This is a genomic window from Cupriavidus sp. GW823-FHT07B10, from assembly GCF_058794355.1.
In genome coordinates, this window is the sequence record NZ_JBXAGS010000010.1 from 237,729 (window position 1) to 255,918 (window position 18,190).

At 65.6% G+C, this 18,190-nt stretch carries 18 protein-coding genes, 2 tRNA genes and 2 pseudogenes; 11 read left to right on the top strand and 11 right to left on the bottom strand.

Features of this window, described 5'->3' with window-relative positions; translation table 11 throughout:
• Positions 1-17: 17 nt before the first annotated feature.
• Entirely contained in the window at positions 18-1,499 is a 1,482-nt protein-coding gene (locus tag AC1Q6V_RS21630; RefSeq protein WP_010810625.1) for a DHA2 family efflux MFS transporter permease subunit, read from the bottom strand.
• Positions 1,496-1,972 carry an SRPBCC family protein gene (locus AC1Q6V_RS21635; protein ID WP_010810624.1) on the bottom strand — a complete coding sequence of 159 codons (477 nt, stop codon included), beginning with the start codon at positions 1,970-1,972 and terminating at the stop codon, positions 1,496-1,498. The genes AC1Q6V_RS21630 and AC1Q6V_RS21635 overlap by 4 nt, the downstream gene beginning before the upstream one ends.
• Before the next feature lie 135 nt (positions 1,973-2,107).
• On the opposite strand from AC1Q6V_RS21635, the gene AC1Q6V_RS21640 reads away from it, so the two are divergent.
• The 5 genes from AC1Q6V_RS21640 to AC1Q6V_RS21660 all read left to right on the top strand — a co-directional run bounded on the left by AC1Q6V_RS21640 (position 2,108) and on the right by AC1Q6V_RS21660 (position 4,736).
• The gene (locus AC1Q6V_RS21640; RefSeq protein WP_010810623.1) at positions 2,108-2,782 is read left to right on the top strand and encodes an SGNH/GDSL hydrolase family protein; all 675 of its coding nucleotides are present in this window, start codon (positions 2,108-2,110) and stop codon (positions 2,780-2,782) included.
• A gap of 115 nt (positions 2,783-2,897) precedes the next feature.
• Positions 2,898-3,305, top strand: coding sequence for a VOC family protein (locus AC1Q6V_RS21645; RefSeq protein WP_010810622.1), 408 nt, complete (start codon positions 2,898-2,900; stop codon positions 3,303-3,305).
• Entirely contained in the window at positions 3,257-3,520 is a 264-nt protein-coding gene (locus AC1Q6V_RS21650) for a type II toxin-antitoxin system PemK/MazF family toxin (protein WP_058697975.1), read from the top strand. The genes AC1Q6V_RS21645 and AC1Q6V_RS21650 overlap by 49 nt, the downstream gene beginning before the upstream one ends.
• A 203-nt stretch (positions 3,521-3,723) precedes the next feature.
• Positions 3,724-4,536 carry a MetQ/NlpA family ABC transporter substrate-binding protein gene (locus tag AC1Q6V_RS21655; RefSeq protein WP_010810620.1) on the top strand — a complete coding sequence of 271 codons (813 nt, stop codon included), beginning with the start codon at positions 3,724-3,726 and terminating at the stop codon, positions 4,534-4,536.
• 113 nt (positions 4,537-4,649) lie between these two features.
• A tRNA-Leu gene (locus AC1Q6V_RS21660) sits at positions 4,650-4,736 on the top strand.
• Positions 4,737-4,811: 75 nt separating this feature from the next.
• On the opposite strand, the pseudogene AC1Q6V_RS21665 reads toward AC1Q6V_RS21660, so the two are convergent.
• Positions 4,812-5,114, bottom strand: a pseudogene (locus AC1Q6V_RS21665) (substrate-binding domain-containing protein); the annotation flags it as partial.
• A gap of 33 nt (positions 5,115-5,147) precedes the next feature.
• Between AC1Q6V_RS21665 and AC1Q6V_RS21670 the strand changes: the two are divergent.
• Positions 5,148-5,348, top strand: coding sequence for a LysR substrate-binding domain-containing protein (locus tag AC1Q6V_RS21670; protein ID WP_492300325.1), 201 nt, complete (start codon positions 5,148-5,150; stop codon positions 5,346-5,348).
• Positions 5,349-5,451: 103 nt separating this feature from the next.
• Positions 5,452-5,538, top strand: a tRNA-Leu gene (locus AC1Q6V_RS21675).
• Positions 5,539-5,600: 62 nt separating this feature from the next.
• Here the strand turns inward: AC1Q6V_RS21675 and AC1Q6V_RS21680 are convergent.
• On the bottom strand, positions 5,601-5,819 hold the full coding sequence (locus tag AC1Q6V_RS21680) for a DUF1484 family protein (protein WP_037024065.1): 219 nt from the start codon (positions 5,817-5,819) through the stop codon (positions 5,601-5,603).
• Positions 5,820-6,196: 377 nt separating this feature from the next.
• Here AC1Q6V_RS21680 and AC1Q6V_RS21685 point away from each other — a divergent pair, with 377 nt between their 5' ends.
• Positions 6,197-7,747 (top strand): serine hydrolase, encoded by a 1,551-nt coding sequence (locus AC1Q6V_RS21685; protein WP_454750726.1) that lies wholly within the window; start codon positions 6,197-6,199, stop codon positions 7,745-7,747.
• 42 nt (positions 7,748-7,789) lie between these two features.
• On the top strand, positions 7,790-8,659 hold the full coding sequence (locus AC1Q6V_RS21690; protein ID WP_010810615.1) for a metal-dependent hydrolase: 870 nt from the start codon (positions 7,790-7,792) through the stop codon (positions 8,657-8,659).
• A gap of 14 nt (positions 8,660-8,673) precedes the next feature.
• Here AC1Q6V_RS21690 and AC1Q6V_RS21695 read toward each other — a convergent pair whose 3' ends face one another.
• The 5 genes and pseudogenes from AC1Q6V_RS21695 to AC1Q6V_RS21715 form a co-directional block, all read right to left on the bottom strand.
• The gene (locus AC1Q6V_RS21695) at positions 8,674-9,777 is read right to left on the bottom strand and encodes a mandelate racemase/muconate lactonizing enzyme family protein (RefSeq protein WP_454750725.1); all 1,104 of its coding nucleotides are present in this window, start codon (positions 9,775-9,777) and stop codon (positions 8,674-8,676) included.
• Between the two features lie 107 nt (positions 9,778-9,884).
• A complete protein-coding gene (locus AC1Q6V_RS21700) occupies positions 9,885-10,871 on the bottom strand; it encodes a tripartite tricarboxylate transporter substrate binding protein (protein ID WP_011615511.1) in 987 nt (328 codons plus the stop codon).
• Positions 10,872-10,917: 46 nt separating this feature from the next.
• Positions 10,918-11,129: pseudogene (locus tag AC1Q6V_RS21705) on the bottom strand (hypothetical protein); the annotation flags it as partial.
• Positions 11,113-12,372 carry a glycerate kinase type-2 family protein gene (locus AC1Q6V_RS21710; RefSeq protein WP_439669037.1) on the bottom strand — a complete coding sequence of 420 codons (1,260 nt, stop codon included), beginning with the start codon at positions 12,370-12,372 and terminating at the stop codon, positions 11,113-11,115. The pseudogene AC1Q6V_RS21705 and the gene AC1Q6V_RS21710, both read right to left, overlap by 17 nt.
• Positions 12,373-12,430: 58 nt before the next feature.
• Positions 12,431-13,519, bottom strand: a complete 1,089-nt coding sequence (locus AC1Q6V_RS21715) for a tartrate dehydrogenase (protein WP_454750724.1) — start codon at positions 13,517-13,519, stop codon at positions 12,431-12,433.
• Positions 13,520-13,643: 124 nt separating this feature from the next.
• Between AC1Q6V_RS21715 and AC1Q6V_RS21720 the strand changes: the two genes are divergently transcribed.
• The gene (locus AC1Q6V_RS21720) at positions 13,644-14,567 is read left to right on the top strand and encodes a LysR family transcriptional regulator (protein WP_010810611.1); all 924 of its coding nucleotides are present in this window, start codon (positions 13,644-13,646) and stop codon (positions 14,565-14,567) included.
• Between the two features lie 428 nt (positions 14,568-14,995).
• Here AC1Q6V_RS21720 and AC1Q6V_RS21725 read toward each other — a convergent pair whose 3' ends face one another.
• Together AC1Q6V_RS21725 and AC1Q6V_RS21730 are read right to left on the bottom strand one after the other, a co-directional pair.
• Positions 14,996-15,661: a response regulator gene (locus AC1Q6V_RS21725; RefSeq protein ID WP_081050274.1), complete on the bottom strand. Its 666-nt coding sequence runs from the start codon at positions 15,659-15,661 to the stop codon at positions 14,996-14,998.
• Positions 15,642-17,312: an MASE1 domain-containing protein gene (locus AC1Q6V_RS21730; RefSeq protein WP_010810609.1), complete on the bottom strand. Its 1,671-nt coding sequence runs from the start codon at positions 17,310-17,312 to the stop codon at positions 15,642-15,644. The genes AC1Q6V_RS21725 and AC1Q6V_RS21730 overlap by 20 nt, the downstream gene beginning before the upstream one ends.
• 400 nt (positions 17,313-17,712) lie before the next feature.
• Between AC1Q6V_RS21730 and AC1Q6V_RS21735 the strand changes: the two genes are divergently transcribed.
• Positions 17,713-18,006, top strand: a complete 294-nt coding sequence (locus tag AC1Q6V_RS21735) for a hypothetical protein (protein ID WP_492316749.1) — start codon at positions 17,713-17,715, stop codon at positions 18,004-18,006.
• Positions 18,007-18,190 lie beyond the last annotated feature (184 nt).

The following is an 18,190-nucleotide window of genomic DNA, read 5'->3' on the forward strand; positions in this document are numbered from 1 at the left end:
AGCCAGGCCCGGCGGCCTCAGGCCGCCGGCACCGGCCGCGGCCGGATCCGCCACGCCGCGATCATCGCACTGGCAATCACCACGCCCACGGCCAGGAAGGTTTCATCGAAGGCACGGATGCGCGCCGCCTGCACGGCGGCGTCGCCGGCCTGGCCCAGCACCGCGCCGTGCTCCGCCAGCCGCCATTGCAGGCCCACGCCCGCCAGGCTCACGCCGATGGCGCCGCCCAGCTGGCGCAGGAAGTTGATGCAGCTCGAGCCCTGCGCGATCAGCGTGAAGTCCACCCCCCGCATTGCCCCCAGCGTCAGCGACGGCAGGATGCAGCCCAGCCCGATCCGCCCCAGCACCGCCAGCGCCACCAGCACCAGATATGGCGTGGAGCGCGAGCCCAGCGCCATCAGCAGGAACGACAGCGACAGCAGCGCCAGCCCGAACGACACCTGGATATGCGGCGCGATCTTGTGGGTGAAGCGCCCCGATATGGCGATCGTCAGCGCCAGCATCACGCCCGCCGGGAACAGCACCAGGCCCGCGCGCGACGGCGTGTATTCCAGCGCCATCTGCATATAGACCGGCAGCAGGTAGGTCGAGCCGAACAGCCCCGCGCCGTAGATAAAGGCCACCACCGCCCCGGCCGCGAACTGCCGGTAGCTGTAGAGCCGCAGGTTCATCAGCGGATGCGCCGCGCGCAGCTGCCACAGCACGAACGCCGCCAGCATCAGCACGCCGAAGCCCGACAGCGCCAGGCCCGCGGGCACGCTGTCGCGCATCTCGACCACGCCGTTGAGCAGGCTTACCGTGGCAATACCGGCCAGGCCCAGCCCGCGCCAGTCCAGCGGCTGGCGCTCGCCCATCATGATCGAGTCCACCGCCATGAAGCGCCGCGCCATCAGCACGCCGATCAGCGTCAGCGGCACCACCACGAAGAAGATCGAGCGCCAGCCGAAGGCCTCGACCAGGAAGCCACCCAGGCTGGGCCCCAGCGCCGGCGCCAGTACCACGCCAAAGCCGAACATGCTGATCGCCTTGCCCTGCTCGCGCTCTTCGAACACGCGCAGGATCAGGATATTGGGCAGCGGCTGCATAATGCCTGCGGCGACGCCTTCGGCCACGCGCATCGCGATCATCACGCCGTAGGTCGGTGAAAAGCCGCCAAAGAGCCCGCCCGCGCCCAGCAGCAGCGAGGCCCCCAGGAAGGTGCGGCGCAGCCCGTAGCGGTTCAGCAGCCAGGGCGTCAGCAGCATCGACAGCGTCATCGCAATCATGAAGCTGGCCGCCACCCATTGCGCCCGCTCCTGCCCCAGCACGAAATGCCGGCTCAGGTCCGGAATCGCTACGTTGATGATGGTGGACGAGACGATCGACGAGATCGTGCCCAGCATCAGCGTCACCAGCACCAGCCAGCGCAGCCGCTCGCCGTAGCGCACACGCAGCGCCAGCCGGGTCGGCAGACCCGGCCGCTGGCCGGAACCCTCCGGCGTGGCGGGACCCTCGCTCACCCCAGCCGTCCGGTGTCAGCGATCTCGCGGATCTTGCGCACGGTGTCGATATCGGCCTCGTGGTAGGCGGACTTGACGATCTCGGCATAGCGGTCATCGCCGCTGGCGTCGACCGCCGGCATGGTGGTGTTGTAGACAAAGCGCAGCAGCAGCGCGCCCGGGCCCGGGGTCTCGATCGCCATGGTCAGCGTGCCGCCGGCATGCTCGGCCGTGGCCGCGGTTTCATAGCGCACCTGCCGGCGCGGCTCGAACACCACATGGTCATGAATCGACGCCTCGCCAAAATGCAGCACGCGATCGATCCAGTTGTCGCCGCGGCCGACTACTTCGGCGCGGTCCAGCCCCAGCACGAAGAGTTCGGGCGACTCGGCGCGCAGCACCAGCCCTTGCCACAGCTGGTCAGGCGTCAGCGGATCCAGTTGAGGATTGCCTGGATCGTTGATCTCAACCAAGTGCTCGAAACGCAACTTCATTCTCCCGATCGTCAGTAAGTCGATATTATGAAGTCTCCGCGTATTCGGGAGACCTTTTTGTCTGCGCGGTGCAACATGGCTTGACACGGACCATTGCCCTTTATCGACCAATATCCACGCCAACTGGAGTCCCGCATGACTGCCGCGCCGCTGGCCGAAACCGATCCTCTGCAGATCCTTGTCTACGCCGACTCGCTGTCATGGGGCATCGTGCCCGGCACGCGCCGGCGCCTGCCCTTCCCGGTGCGCTGGCCCGGCCGGCTGGAACTGGGCCTGAACGCCGGCGGCGGCGCCCCGGTGCGCGTCATCGAAGACTGCCTGAACGGCCGCCGCACGGTCTGGGACGACCCATTCAAACCCGGCCGCAACGGCCTGCACGGGCTGGCGCAGCGCGTTGAAATCCACTCGCCGCTGGCGCTGGTGGTCCTGATGCTGGGCAACAACGATTTCCAGTCGATGCACCCGCACAACGCCTGGCACGCCGCCCAGGGCATCGCCACGCTGGTGCAGGCGATCCGCAGCGCGCCGATCGAGCCGGGCATGCCGGTGCCTCCGGTGCTGGTCGTCACCCCACCCCCGATCCGCACCCCGCGCGGGCCGCTGGCGCCCAAGTTTGCTGGCGGCGAACATAAGTGGACGGGCCTGCCGCAAGCCGTGGCCGAGGTCTGCACGCAACTGGGCTGTCCGCTGTTCGACGCCGGCACCGTGATCCAGAGCAGCGAGGTCGACGGCGTGCACCTGGATGCCGACGCGCACCTGGCACTCGGCGACGCGCTGCGCCCGGTGGTGCGGGAGCTGTTGCGCGGCTAGCGCGCCGTTCCTGGCACCTGGCTGGCCGGCTGAAACATCACTCCTGACAGCAGTTGTCAGGAGACCCGGCGCACAATGCGGCCGCTTTCACACGGAACGCCGCCAGGAGGCTGTCATGGAGTTGCTGATCAATATCGATGTCGACGATTTGCCGCGCGGCATCGACTTCTACGCGCAGGGGCTTGGCCTGAGGCTGAACCGCAAGCTGTTCGACGGCACCGTTGCCGAAATGCTGGGCGGCAACACCCCCATCTACCTGCTCGCCAAGCCCGCCGGCACCCGCCCCACCACCCGCGCCGATACCCGGCGCGACTACCGCCGCCACTGGACGCCGGTCCACCTCGACTTCGTCGTGGCCAACCTGGAACAGGCCATCGAACGCGCGCTGGAAGCCGGCGCCGAGATCGAGGACTGGCCGCAGGACTTTGACTGGGGACGGCAGGCAAGGCTGTCGGACCCGTTCGGCCATGGCTTGTGCTTTATCGAGTGGAAGGGCCAGGGATATGGGGCGGTGGCCGGCTGAGCCAGTGGCGCACCGTCACCGTGGCGCCAATGACTACCGGCAGCAGGCCGGCACCGTTTCGCGTCCCGGTGACTTTTCAGCGCAAGACTGGCCTGATCCTGCTGGACCAGCTCCGGATCGTGGACAAGTCCCGGCTGGTCAGGCGGGCCGGCGGCCTGAGTGACAGGATCGTGGAAGACACCTTGCGGACATTGCGCGAAGTCTTTGCAGACTGAGCCTTGGCATAGAAGCATTTAATGCCGGCCATCTGGCGTTGTTTGGATTCATAAGCTTATGAAAAAGAAATAGACGCCAGATTCATTCCCGCCGCGCCTTCTTGACGCAATTGCGTTAATCTGTGGCCCTTGCCCCGGTCAGGCGATCCCTGCCCAGGCGACTGTCTCACTCGCCACATAACCAGAATATCTCCAGAACTCCTATGCGCAGCACGTCTCTCATCAAGCGCCTGGCGGTCGCAGTGTCCGCCCTTGGTTTTTTCGCCGCCGGCAGCGCGTCGGCCCAGGAACAGACCATCCGCGTCGGCACGGTCAGCGGCCCGGATGCCGAAGTCTGGCAAGTCGTCCAGAAAGTGGCCAAGCGCAATGGCCTGAACGTCAAGGTCGTCGAGTTCAACGACTACGTGCAGCCCAACGCCGCACTGGATGCCGGTGACCTGGACGCCAACAGCTTCCAGCACCAGCCCTACCTGGACAGCCAGGTGAAGCAGCGCGGCTACAAGATGCAGAGCGTGGGCTACACCTATATCTCGCCGCTCGGCATCTACGCGAAGAGCCTGAAGTCGCCGAAGGACCTGCCGCAAGGCGCCAAGGTGGCCGTGCCCAACGACCCGTCCAATGAAAACCGCGCCCTGCTGCTGCTCCAGTCGCAAGGCGTGATCAAGCTGAAGGCAGGCGCCGGCACCAACGGTGTCAACGCCACGCCGCTGGACGTGGCCGAGAACCCGAAGAAGCTGAAGCTCGTGGAACTGGATGCAGCGCAGCTGGCCCGCGCCCTGCCCGATGTCAGCGCCGCCGTGATCAACACCAACTACGCGCTCGCGGCCGGCCTGCAGCCGACCAAGGACGCGATCGCACTGGAAGACATCCACAGCCCGTACGCCAACATCATCGTCGTGCGCACGCAGGACAAGGACAAGCCGTGGGTCAAGAAGCTGGTGGCAGCGTACCAGTCTGAAGACGTGCGCCAGTTCATGAAGGCCCAGTACAAGGGCGCGATGGTGCCGTCGTTCTGATTGCCCGTGGCACATCCGGATCGCCGTAACGCAGTCCGGCCAGCGATGCTGCGTGTGCCCGCCGGAGGTGCTTGCAAATTTGTGAACCTTCGGTAAAATGCGCCGCTCACCTTGCCCAGGTGGCGGAATTGGTAGACGCACTAGGTTCAGGTCCTAGCGGTGGCAACACTGTGGAGGTTCGAGTCCTCTCCTGGGCACCAGAGATTCAAGCAGAGAGCCCGCACAAAAGTGCGGGCTTTTTGTTTTTTGCGGCCGCCAACGGATATTGAATCGGTTCAGCGTTGTTCCGGCTGCCCCAAAACCAGCGGAGCCGGCGGCGGCAGCGGCGTGGCAACCGGCTCCGGTCCGGTCGTTCGCACGATCGTGGCTGCCGCCGGGGACGCCAGGAACCGAACAAACCGCGAAGCCGCCGCGCTCTGGTGGCCCGCCACCATCCCGGCGGAGAAGAAGACGCGCTGCTGCAGTTCGGCTGGCACCCGGCTGCCCGCTGCCACCTTGCCCTCCGATATCAGCTTGTCGAGACCCGAGTCCGCCAGGATCACCACATCGAAGGTCTCGCCGCGTGCCAGCCGGCTGGGGAAGCCAATCACGTGGTTGGCGTGCTGGCGCTGGTGGAAGCCCGCCTCGGCATGGCCGTGCTGCCGGGCCTGGCACTGCCACGCGATCATCCCCGCCTGTGCGCCATCGCGCTGACCGAGCCTGCCGCGGACCTTGTCCTGGCGCTGATACGCCGTCGCGACCGGGCGTTGCAGCCTGCGGCCAAGGCGCTGTTTGACATCCTCACTTCCGACGCTGACGTGTCCACCGATTGACCAGCAGCAGCGGCCCACCGCAGCTCAACCGGATTTCTTGCGCCAAAGCCGGCCGAGGGACTTGCAAAATCCGCAGCGCGCTGTAAAATCCGGCGCTCACCTTGCCCAGGTGGCGGAATTGGTAGACGCACTAGGTTCAGGTCCTAGCGGTGGCAACACTGTGGAGGTTCGAGTCCTCTCCTGGGCACCAAGGTTTCAAAGCGAAAAGCCCGCACGAACGTGCGGGCTTTTTGTTTTGCCGCGACGGACTCGTCATTCATCCGCGCACAGCTTTGCCGCCGTCTGGTCCAGCTGCGCCTTCACCATTGCCAGCAGCGAATACACGTTGTGGCAACCCTCCGAACGCTCGCTCTCGATTTCAACCAGCAACAGGATGGCACTCAGCCCGGCGCTGATTTGCTCAAAGGACTCGATCGTGCCGGCCGGCACGATATGCCGGGGTCCTGAAGGGTGATGGGTAGACATTTGCATCGCGCTTATCTCCTACTAGCCAGAGAGAGCCCGCCTGCCCAGACGAGAAGAAGGTGGCGGGCCTGACAACGGGGGTGACATACCGGGGAACCTCAGCAGAAGAAGACCCGGCCAGCCTTGCAGCTGCCCCGCCCGGCCCGCCATGGAAACATGGTTGCCCGCGCGACTCTTGATTGAATGAGATCGAATCTGCCGAGGTTCTTTCGGGTTGTCACCCCCGCTCACCGAACCCTTCGGTGAGGCCTGCAGTTTCTCGCCCCCGCCATCGTGCGGCGATAAGACGTTTCGCATTCGCCACTCCCCGCCCCCATCGCCTACAGTATTCCTATCCAAGGGCGTGGCCGACCCGCCTGACCTAAGAACTGCGGAGAACCACCGTGGGCAAACTGCAAGAGCGTCGCCGTTTCCTGGGAGCAGCGCTGGGCGGCCTGCTGGTCCCTGCCCTGCCCGCCTGCGGTGGGGATGACGACGATCCGCCCAAGCCGCCCGGTCCGGTTCCCGAATCCCAGATCACCCAGGCCATCGCCCAGGTCGACAAGCTGGCCGCTGACCTGATGGCCAGTTCCGGCGTGCCGGGCATGGCCGTCGCCGTGGTGCGCGGCAATCAAACCGTTTACGCCAAAGGCTTTGGCCGCAGGCTGGTAACCGACCCCGCGCCGGTCAATGCCGACACTGTGTTCCAGCTTGCGTCGGTGTCAAAGCCCATCGGGGCAACCGTGGTGGCCCGGCAGGTCGGCCGCGGCGGCATCAGTTGGGATACGCCGGTGCGCGCGCACCTGCCGTGGTTCGCGCTCGCGGAAGCGGAAGTCACGGAAGCCGTCACCATTGGCGATCTCTACGCCCATCGCTCCGGCCTGCCCGACCACGCCGGCGACCGGCTTGAAGACATGGGCTTCGACCGCCAGCAGGTGCTGACGCGCCTGCGCTACCTGCCGCTGCATCCGTTCCGGGCGGTCTATGCGTACACCAACTTTGGCATGACCGCCGCCGCCGAGGCCGTGGCCACCGCGGCCGGCATCGACTGGGCCACGCTGTCCGAGCAGGCCATCTACCAACCGCTGGGCATGGCGCGCACCAGTTCGCGCTACGCCGACTTTGCCGCGCGCGACAACCGCGCCCTCGGCCATGTCAGGATCAACGGCGCCTGGGTGCAAGGCATGGGCACGATGCCGGATGCGCAGTCGCCCGCCGGGGGCGTCAGCTCATCCGTCAACGACATCGCGAAATGGCTGGCGATGCTGCTCGCCAAAGGCGAGTTCGCAGGCCAGCGCATCGTCGACGCCGCCGCGCTGGCACCCGCGCTGAGCCAGCAGATGCAAAGCAGCCCGCCCGTCAGCGGACGGCCGGCCGGCTACTACGGCTATGGCTTCAATGTCGGCACGACCGAACTCGGGCTGGCCTCCTATAACCACTCCGGCGCGTTCGCGGTGGGCGCGGCCACCAACTTTACCGCGGTGCCGTCGCTGAACCTGGCCATCGTCACGTTGACCAACGGCTATCCCATCGGCGTCCCGGAAACCCTGAACGCACAATTCTTCGATCTCGTGCAGTACGGCGCCATCCGGCGCGACTGGGGCAGGATCTACGGCGATGCGCTTGCGCCGCTGCTGGCACCGGAAGGCCGGCTGGTCGGCCAGACACCCCCGGCCAACCCGCTGCCGGCGCGCGCACTCTCGGCTTACACCGGCACCTACCAGAACGACTACTACGGTCCGCTGCAGGTGGCCGACCAGGGCGGCACGCTGGTGATGACGCTGGGCGCCACCCCTCTCACCTTGCCGCTGAGCCACTGGGACGGCGACGTCTTTACCTTCACGCTCAATAACGAGAACGCGACGCCGGGCACGATCTCGCAAGCGGCGTTCTCCAGCGACCGCGTGTGGCTGGAGTATTACGACCACGAAGGATTGGGCATGTTTGTCCGCTAGTACTGCAAGTTGCCAGGCCAATTCATCCAGGGAAGAAAGACCATGACCAGACTGCGCGCCGTTCTCCTCGCCACCGTCATCGCCCTGCTCGGCGCCTGCGCGGCGCCCACGCCGCCAGCGGAGGCCCGGCGCCCGATGCCGGCCGGCCAGCCCACCGCCGGCAAGGCCGAAGTGCTGTGGCTGGGCCAGGCCGCCACGCGCATCACCACGCCCGGCGGCAAGGTCATCGTGGTCGACCCATGGCTCACCACCAATCCCAAGACGCCGCCAGGCTTCAAGCAGCTCTCGGCGCTGGGCAAGGTCGACCTGATTCTGGTCACGCACGCCCACAGCGACCACCTGGGCGATGCCCCCGCCCTGGCCAGGCTGACCAACGCGCCGATCTACAACGGCGGCGGCCTGGGCCAGGCCCTGGTCAGCCTGGGCATGGTCCCGGCCGCGCAGGCGCAGCGCTTCGGCAAGAGCGGCACGGTCATGCCCTTTGGCCCGACCGGCCCCAGAATCACCGCAGTGCATGCCGAACACTCGTCGGAACTGGCGCTGAAGAACCCCGCCACCGGCAAGGACGAAACCCACTACGGCGGTGAGCCCGTCGGCTACATCATCGAGCTGGAGAACGGCTTCAAGATCTGGCACATGGGCGATACGGGACTGTTCGGTGACATGCGGCTGATCGGGGAGGTCTACAAACCCGATCTCGTGCTGATCCCCATTGGCGGCCATTTCACCATGGGACCGCAGGAAGCCGCCATCGCGGTGCGCGACCTGATCCGGCCGCGCTTTGCGATCCCGATCCACTATCAGACCTCGCCGCAGTTGAGCGGGACACCGGAAGCGTTCAAGGCGGCGCTGGGCGCTGGCGCCGCGGCAGGCGTGATCGTGCCGCAGCCGGGGGAGAAGGTGGATTTCTGATGCCGGGATAATGCTCACGCAACGCGATATCGCCGAATGACCTCCGGATCCGGGTCGATGCCCAGGCCCGGGCCAGCGGGTACCGCGATCATGCCATCGCGCGGCACCACGGCATCGCCAAGCACCTGCGCCTCCATGTCGAAGTAGCGCCATTCGATCATGGCCGCGGCATCCCCCAGCGCTGCCGTGGCATGCATGCTGGCCAGCAGCCCCGGGCCGTCATAGAAGGTATGGACCATCACTTGCGTGTTGTGCGCCTCGGCCAGCGCAAAGACGTTGCGCAAGGCGCTGATGCCACCCATCTTGGCCGGGCTGGGTTGCACCACATCGACGGCGCCCACGCTGAGCAGGTGCTGGAACTCCATCAGCGTGGTGGCATTCTCGCCGGCGGCGACCGGGATGGCGCACTGCTGGCGCAGGGCGGCCAGTCCGGCATAGTTCTCCGGCGGCCACAGGGGCTCTTCCAGCCACCGTAGCGACAAGGGTTCCAGCGCGCGCGCCATGTCGATGGCCTCATGGAGCGGCCACGGGCAGTTCGTATCCAGCGTGATCTCGATGTCCGGGCCCGCTGCTTCGCGGGCGGCGCGAATGACCGCGAGGTCGACCTCGTGCAGCTTCAGGCTCCGGTAGCCATCGGCGATGGCGCGGCTGACATTGACCGCCATCGTTTCGGGATCGGCATACCGGATCAGGCTGGCATAGGCAGGCAGGCGGTCCCGGCGCGCGCCGCCGAGCAGTTGGTGAACAGGCAGCCCGGCCGCTTTGCCGCAAAGGTCCCACAGGGCGATATCGAGCGCGGACAGCCCGTAGAAGATGGCCCCGCTGCGCCCGAAGACATGTAACCTGCGTTGCAGGTCCAGGCCGATGGCATCGATCCGGGTTGCGTCCCGGCCGAGGCAGGCCGGCGCCAGCATCTGTTCGATGGCCGCCTTGACCGCCGGAATCCCCACGAAGCCGAAGGTCTCGCCCCAGCCAACCAGCCCATCGTCGGTCGTCACCTTGAGCAGCAGCGAGTCGGCGGCCTGCATCCCGGCGCCGCCCCAGACGCCCGCGGCGGAGACGCCGCCCACCGTGAACGGAATGCGCAGGACGATGGCTTCGATGCTCGCGATCTTCATGGCGCCCTCCCTCCGTTACCCGCAGTCCGCCCGTGCAACGCATAAGGCGATGCCGGGCAGAGTTCAATATAGGCGACAAGGCAAGCAACCGAATGACGGCGGGTCGCCTACTCGATCGTCACCTTCCCGTCCTTCACCAGCCTGGCGAACTTGACCGTCTCGTCCTGGATCCGCTTGGCAAACTCCTGCGGCGTGCTCGCCATCGGCTCGGCCCCGACCGCCACCATGCGCTGCTGGAAGTCCGGCGATTTCACGATCTTGACGATCTCGGCGTTCAGCCGGGTGACGATGGGCGCTGGCGTGGCGGCCGGCGCCAGCACGCCGAACCAGGTGCCGATATCGAAGCCCTTCAGCCCCGCCTCTTCCAGCGTCGGCACATCAGGCAGGACGCTGGAGCGCCGCGCGGTGGTCACGGCCAGGGCGCGCAGCTTGCCCGACTTGATGTGCTGCAGCACCGGCGTCAGGGTATCGAACGACATCGTCACCTGTCCGCCGAGCAGATCGGTGGTCAGCGGGCCACTGCCCTTGTAGGGCACGTGCAGCAGCGGCGCACCCGTGGCGGCCTGGAACTGGGTGCCGATCAGGTGCTGCGCGGTGCCGTTGCCATTGGAGCCATAGGCAAACTCCGGCGCTGCCTTCTTCGCCAGGGCCACCAGTTCGCTGACGTCCTTCGCCGGCGTCTTGGCGGCATTGATGACCAGCACGTTGGGCACCATGGCGACCGTGGCGATGGGTGCCAGGTCCTTCTGGAAGCTGTAGGGCAGCTTCTTGTAGACGCTGCTAGCAATCGTATGGTGGACCGCGCCCATCAGCAGGGTGTAGCCGTCCGGCTTGCCCTTGGCGACGTAGTCCGCGCCCACGGTGGCGCCGGCGCCGGGCCGGTTCTCGACGATCACGGGCTGGCCCAGGCTCTTCGACAACTGGTCGCCCAGCGCGCGGGCCAGCACGTCGGTAGTCCCGCCCGACGGGAACGGCACCACCACGGTGATCGGCTTGGCCGGCCATTCCTGTGCCAGGCAAGTGCCGCTGAGGATAAAGCCGGCTGCCAGCACGGCCACGCCGGAAATACGACGCACGAGTTCAGTACCACGCATGCTTTGTCTCCTGAATGTTCTATGTTTGCAGCCGGTTTTCGGCTGATTAGTGCTTGATAGCGCCTTGGCCCCCCTGTCTGATGTCTGCCTGCTGGACCTGCGCGATGCGCAGCAGGTTGGCGGTGCCGGCCACGGTGAACGGCAGGCCGGCCGAGATGACGATCTGCTGCCGGCCACGCCGAACTGCTCCTTCAGCACGGTGTGGCTGGCCAGGTTGGTCATCTCCAGCACATCCACCACTTCATGGCAGAGCACCGCAGGCTCCAGAGGCGCGCGTCAGCAAGATCGCGCGAAAGTCGTTGACGTTGGTCAGCGTGGGGCCGGTGATGACGGCATCCCCCAGCGCCTCGAAAAATCCATGGCCGTCGTTGGCGGCCAGCGCATCCTGCGGACGCAGTCCGGCGCGCCAGGCACGTTCCAGCGTGTCGGGGCCGATCACGGCACCCGCGATCTCTTCCTGGCCGTCGACGCCGTCGGTGTCGCCCGCAATCGCATGAATGCCGGGTTCGCCGCGCAGCGTCAGCGACAGCGACAGCAGTAACTCCACGTTCCTGCCGCCCCTGCCCGCGCCCCGCACTGTGACCGTGGTCTCGCCGCCGGACAGCAGCACGCACGGTGCCGCAAACAGCTGGCCATGCCTGGCGGCTGCCAGCGCGATACCGCCCATGACCTTGCCGACATCGCGGGCCTCACCTTCGATGGCGTCGCCCAGCACGTGCACGGCGAAGCCTGCGTCGCGGCCCACCTGCGCCGCCGCTTCCAGCGCCAGCCGGGGCGTGGCGATGAACTCGGTGCGGATGCGCGGCAGGCGCGGGTCGCCGGACTTGAGCGTCTCGGCCGCGTCGGACGCCAGCACTGCCATCACATTGGGCGGAAGGTCGATCGCATACTGCTTGACGATGGCCAGCGCATCGGCGCGCGTGGTCGGGTCAGGCACGGTCGGGCCAGAGGCGATATCGATGGGGTCATCGCCCGGCACATCGGAAACCAGCAGGTTCAGCACGCGCGCCGGATAGCACGCGGCTGCCAGCCGGCCGCCCTTGATGGCGGACAGGTGCCGGCGCACGCAATTCATCTCCGAAATCGTGGCGCCGGACTTCAGCAGCGCGCGATTGACGCGCTGCTTGTCGTCGAGCGTGATGCCGGCAAGCGGCAGCGGCAGCAGCGACGATCCGCCGCCGGAGACCAGGCAGATCACCAGGTCGTCCTCGGCCAGGCCCCCCACCATCGCCAGCATGCGCTGCGAAGCGGCCAGCCCGGCATCGTCCGGCACGGGGTGAGCGGCCTCCACGATCTCGATGCGCGAGCACGGCACCGCATAGCCGTAGCGGGTAACCACCAGGCCTTCAAGCGGCCCGGGCCATGCCGCTTCCAGCGCGCTCGCCATCGCCGCCGAGGCCTTGCCCGCGCCAATGACGACGGTGCGTCCGCGCGGCGGCGGCGGCAGGTGCCGCGCCAGGGTCCTGGCCGGCTGGGCGGCTGCGACCGCCGCATCGAACATGCGCCGCAGCAACACGTTGGGCTCGGAAAATTGCAGGCTCACGAAACGGCCCTTGCGCTCAGGCGGCCTTCGCTTGCTGGCCAGCGGCAAGCAGGTCGCACACCGCCCTGGTCACTTCAGCGGTAGTCGCCTTGCCGCCCAGGTCGCCGGTGTGCAGCGCGGGGTTGGCGGTGACGGCTTCGACGGCCTGCATCACGCGCTGCGCCGCCTCGTTTTCGCCCAGGTGTTCCAGCAGCATGACCACCGACCAGAAGGTGCCTACCGGGTTGGCCAGGCCCTTGCCCATGATGTCGAAGGCCGAGCCGTGGATGGGCTCGAACATCGACGGGTAGCGGCGCTCCGGATCGATATTGCCGGTCGGGGCGATGCCCAGGCTGCCAGCCAGCGCCGCCGCCAGGTCGCTCAGGATGTCGGCATGCAGGTTGGTGGCGACGATGGTGTCCAGCGAGGCCGGACGGTTCACCATGCGCGCCGTGGCCGCATCGACGAGTTCCTTGTCCCAGGTAACGTCCGGGAAGTCCCTGGCTACCTGCACGGCCACCTCATCCCACATCACCATGGCGTGACGCTGCGCGTTGGATTTGGTGATCACCGTCAGCAGCTTGCGCGGACGCGACTGGGCCAGCTTGAAGGCAAAGCGCAGGATGCGCTCCACCCCTACGCGGGTCATCATGCTGACGTCGGTGGCCGCCTCGATCGGGTGGCCCTGGTGCACGCGGCCGCCCACGCCCGAATACTCGCCTTCCGAGTTCTCGCGCACGATCACCCAGTTCAGGTCTTCCGCGGCGCAGCGCTTGAGCGGCGCATCGATGCCGGGCAGGATGCGCGTCGGGCGCACGTTGGCGTACTGGTCGAAGCCCTGGCAGATCTTCAGGCGCAGGCCCCAGAGCGTGATGTGATCGAGAATATGCGGGTCGCCGGCGGAGCCGAACAGGATGGCATCCTTGTCGCGCAGCGCATCCAGGCCGTCGGCGGGCATCATCACGCCGTGCTGGCGATAGTAGTCGCCACCCCAGTCGAAGTCTTCGAACTCAAAGCGGAAGTCAGCACCGGCAGCCGCCAGCGCCTCCATCACTTCACGGCCGGCCGGCACCACCTCCTTGCCAATGCCATCGCCGGGGATCGTTGCAATGCGGTACGTCTTCATCCGTGTCTCCTGGTCCAGATCGATTCAAGTACGAGTTGAGTGCATGGGGCGGATTCTGGGCCGTGGACAAGGTTTTGGATCGCTTGTAGAGTTAAACCATTGTTAACCTGAAATTAAAGATGGAATGGCGCTATCGTCCGGCATCCAACCGTCAGAACTGGGATTCTTCACGTCGGTGGCCACGGCAGGCAGCCTGAGCGCGGCCGCGCGCGACCTTGGGATCACTACCGCCGCGGTCAGCAAGCGGCTGGCGCAGATGGAAGCGCGCATCGGCATGCCGCTGGTGACGCGCACCACGCGGCGCATGAGCCTGACGCCGGAGGGCGAGGTCTACCTGGAGCACGCGCGGCGCATCCTCAGCGAGATCGACGACCTGGACCAGATCCTGACCCGCTCAAAGGGCCGGCCGAGCGGCCTGCTGCGGGTCAATGCCACGCTGGGGTTCGGGCGCATGCATGTGGCGCCGGTGATTTCCGAGTATGTCGCCACCTACCCCGAGGTCGATGTCCAGCTCCAGCTGTCCGCCGACCCGCCGCCGCTGACCGAAGATGCCTTCGACGTCTGCGTCCGCTTCGGCCAGCCGCCCGACGCCCGCATCGTGGCCCGGAAGCTGGCGCCGAACCGGCGCCTGCTGTGCGCCTCGCCCAAGTACCTGCGCAGCCACGGCACCCCGCACACGCCCGCCGACCTGCGCCAGCACAACTGCATCGGCATCCGCCAGGGCAGCGACGCCTATGGCGTGTGGCGCCTGACCTCGGGCAAAGGGACCAAGGCGCGGACCGAATCGGTCCATGTGCGCGGCAACCTCACCACCAATGACGGCGAGATCGCGGTCAACTGGGCGCTGCAAGGCCACGGCATCCTGATGCGCGCCGAGTGGGACATCGAGCGGTTCCTGCGCAGTGGCCGCCTGGTGCAGGTACTGCCGCAATACGCGACGCCCGAGGCGGACATCTATGCCGTCTACCAGCAGCGGCACCAGCTGTCGTCCCGGATCCGGCTGTTCGTGGAATTCCTGGCGGCCAGGTTCAGTGAGTTTGGGAAGTAAACGCAGCAGGTTGTTTTTCGGCGTCCGGGCCGCCAGGCGTGTATTCGAATCTACCGGTTGAACGACCGGAAAGGGACAGAAGCGCCCAAACCCCGGGCCCGCGCCGCCCCCTGTGGAATCCCCACCGACGGCCCACAGATCACGATGGACCGCCTGTGCTGGCCGTTGGTCCACGGAGTGGGCGAGTGTATGCAAATTCCGCCATGGGCGGAACGCCCCGTTCGGGGGAAAAAAGAGACTAACGAGATTCGCTGCGGCACCAGAAGCGGACTGCGGTGCGGGCCCGGGCCAGCTAAATCGATCTTCACTTCAGATCTGAACGCAGCTTATGTGGGACGTTCCCCGCCCTTGACACGCGCTACCAGGCTTCCGTCCGGCCCAGGGCCGCGAGCAGTCGAGCGTTCAAGCAGGCGAAAGCAACTCAACCCCTATTGGCTCTCGATCCACTGAATCGCGAAGCGCATCAACTCCTTGCCGTTGGGGATGTCCAGCTTTTCCTTGATGTTGGCCTGATGCGCCTCGATGGTCTTGACGCTGCGATTCAGTTTCCCGGCGATCTGGCGGGTGCTGAAGCCAAGCCCGATCAGGTGCAGGACTTCGAACTCCCGTTCCGACAAGCTTGCGATCGAGCCCGCGCGGCTTCTTTGAGGAGCCTTCAGGGCCCGCGCCAGCTTGTCATGCATGGCGGCGCTCAGGTAGACATTGCCTGCCAGCACCTCGCGGATGGCATTCACAATATGCTCCGTGGCCTCGAGTTTCATCAGATACCCGTTGGCGCCTGCGCGCAGTGCGCGTTCGGCAAACAGCGTTTCGTCATGCATGCTGAGGACAAGGATTGCCAGCCTTGGATAGTGTTGCCGCAGCATCCTGACAAGATCCAGGCCGGAGTTCGAGTGCAGGCTGAGGTCGACAACGGCCACGTCAGGCTGGCAGGCCATCAACGCCAGAGCCTCTTCAGCACTGCCGGCCGCACAGCAGACGTGCAGGTCCTCATGCAGATTCAGCATTTGGCTTAACCCCTCGCGGATGATGGGGTGGTCATCCACGATCAGGATCTGGGTTGCGCGGCCCGGGCTAGATGGCTTCTGTTGCATGGCCCGGACTCTCTGGTATCGGATAGCTGATGGCAACCGTGGTGCCGCCCAGAGCATTGCGGGTGATCGTGCAGGAGCCGCCCAGGAGGCTCGCCCGGTGACGCAGGTTGTGAAGTCCCAGTCCCGAGGCACGCTCCATTTGCTCCGGGTCCACCCCCACCCCGTCGTCACTGATGGAAAGCCGCTGCATCCCGCCTTCGCGCTCAAGGTCGATCCCGATGTGGTGTCCCTGGCTGTATTTCAGCGCGTTGTTCACGGCTTCCTGCGCCGCACGATAAAGGTTGATCTGCATCGGCGGATCGAGCAAGTCCACGTCCGACCCGATGCGCAGCGTGCAGTCAATGCCATCCAGCGCGCAGGTCGTCTGCGCCAGCCTCTGCAGGGCGAGCGCAAGGCCACCGGACTCCATGGCGACCGGGTCCAGGCCGTGGGCAATCTTGCGAGTCATCAAGGACGCCTGCTTCACCAGTCCGACGATGGTAGCCGCGTCCGCCGCAGCCGGGTGGCCATGCTTCTGCAGCGTTTGATTCAGGCTCGTGCAGTAGAAGCCCAGGCTGGTGAGGTGCTGCCCGAGGCCGTCATGCAACTCCCGGCCGATGAGTCTCTGCTGCTGGTCGCCGATCCGGATCAGCTCCGCTTCCAGCAGGCGACGCCGCGCCATCTCCTGCTTCAGTTCATGGTTGGCCCGCTGCAGGTCCCGGGTTCGCTCCCGCACGCGCCCCTCCAGTTCGATGTGGGATGCCTGCAGCAGGCTATGGACGCGCTTCTCCTGGGCATGTGCCGCCACCAGCAGCAGCCCGGTGACTGCCACGACGTTCGCGAAGGCGCACCATCTCACAAGGCTATCCACTGGAGACACTGCGGCAAAGGGACCGGTGCCGTTGGTGGTGCCCCAGATGGCAACGATCGAGACCAGCAAGGTTGCGAAGGTGGTGCCAAGGTGATCGAAACGCAGAGCCGCCCAGATGATGAACGGAAGAATCGCCAGGGCTGAAGGGTAGTAGCCGTGCCCGGCAAGCTCGGGAGCGCCGAAGATGAGGTAACTTGCCCAGAGCATGGCAACGGTCAGTCCGCACGCTTCCACGGCCTGCTTTGTGGAGTGCACAGGGCCAGGACTCGCAAGCAGGCTGAGCAGGGGCGGAGCCACTACCAGCACCCCCATCATGTCACCGAGCCACCATTCCAGGACTGCTTTGCCGTACTCGGAAGCCGACACCCGGCCCCCGCCAAGGAGAGCAGTCGCACCAATCAGGGCACTCACTGCTGTGCTGACTGTCGCGGCCAGGATGATGAAGGCCAATACGTCCCTGACGCGGTCGAGGGTGATCCGGAACCGGGCCACGCGCGTCAACAGCAACGTGGCCGTCAAGGCTGCAGCCGTCGCGCCGAAGCCAATCAGCGCGGCCATTGGCAGTGGCACGCCGACCGACATATTGGCAAAAAAGGAGCCAATGGCAATTCCCGGGGCAGCTGCGAAACCCATGACAAGGAGCGCAACCAGGGCCACGCCGCTGGCAGGCCACACCAGAGACACCGCACCGCCCACTACTGCATAAGCCAGTCCCAGCTTTGCACTTGCGAAATACGCCAAAGCGACAAGTCCGGTATGGACGAAAAGTCTGAGCCTTAAGTTGCGCGGGACAATAAACATGGTTCGCTTCAAACCCCCGGGAACCGACACTGTCACATCCAGTCATTTCTGTGGTTAAACGGAATGACGACACTCTTGCGAAAGTGAATGTTCCATGCACCTGCGGCAAATCACGAGCCTGCACCGAATCGATGCAAGGCGAAGCGCTGCAAAACCATGGTGCCACAACACTACTATGAATCTACGCCAGAACTCCCTTGCGCGGTAAGAGTTGCCGGATGGATTCGATCGCCACCGTGCAGTAATGCAGGACTGAATCTGCCTGCCCACCGGCTAGGGCAATCCCCTAGCCTCTTTTCGGAAAAAAGCCCGATTCATATGCTTGCCGCCAAGGCCTACATTTCATTGCACTTGTGCGAAGTTGCGACCCTCAAACTGAAGCGAAAGAAGAATCGTTTCGGTGTTTTTGCAACGACCTGAAATGGAGGTAAGAAAAATGGTAAAGACAGTCATACTGCTCGCTGCGGCGGGTGCGGCGCTTAGTGCCGGAATCGCCTATGCCGGCATCGGGACGCGGGATGTCTACACCGACGGCGCCAGCGTGATGGGGCCGCGAGACCCATATTCCGATGGGGGCAAGACCACAAAGTTTGACGTCTATTCAGACGGGGCGAAAGTCTCGGATAGGCGCGACGTCTATACCGATGGCGCGAGAATCACCAACCGCGATGGACTCGTTGACCACAGCATGTAAGGAACTACAGAAAAGAGTGTCCCCTCAAAAAATTCGTGGCCGGGACTCAGCGTCTCCGGCCACAGACCAGCACCTCCCCCAAGTAACAGCCTCGGGGGATTTTTTTTGGTTCTTCACCGATTTCCGGGGAAGGCCGCCCGGATCTTCAAGAAGAAGTAGTGGTCATCACGGAAGCCATAGGCCA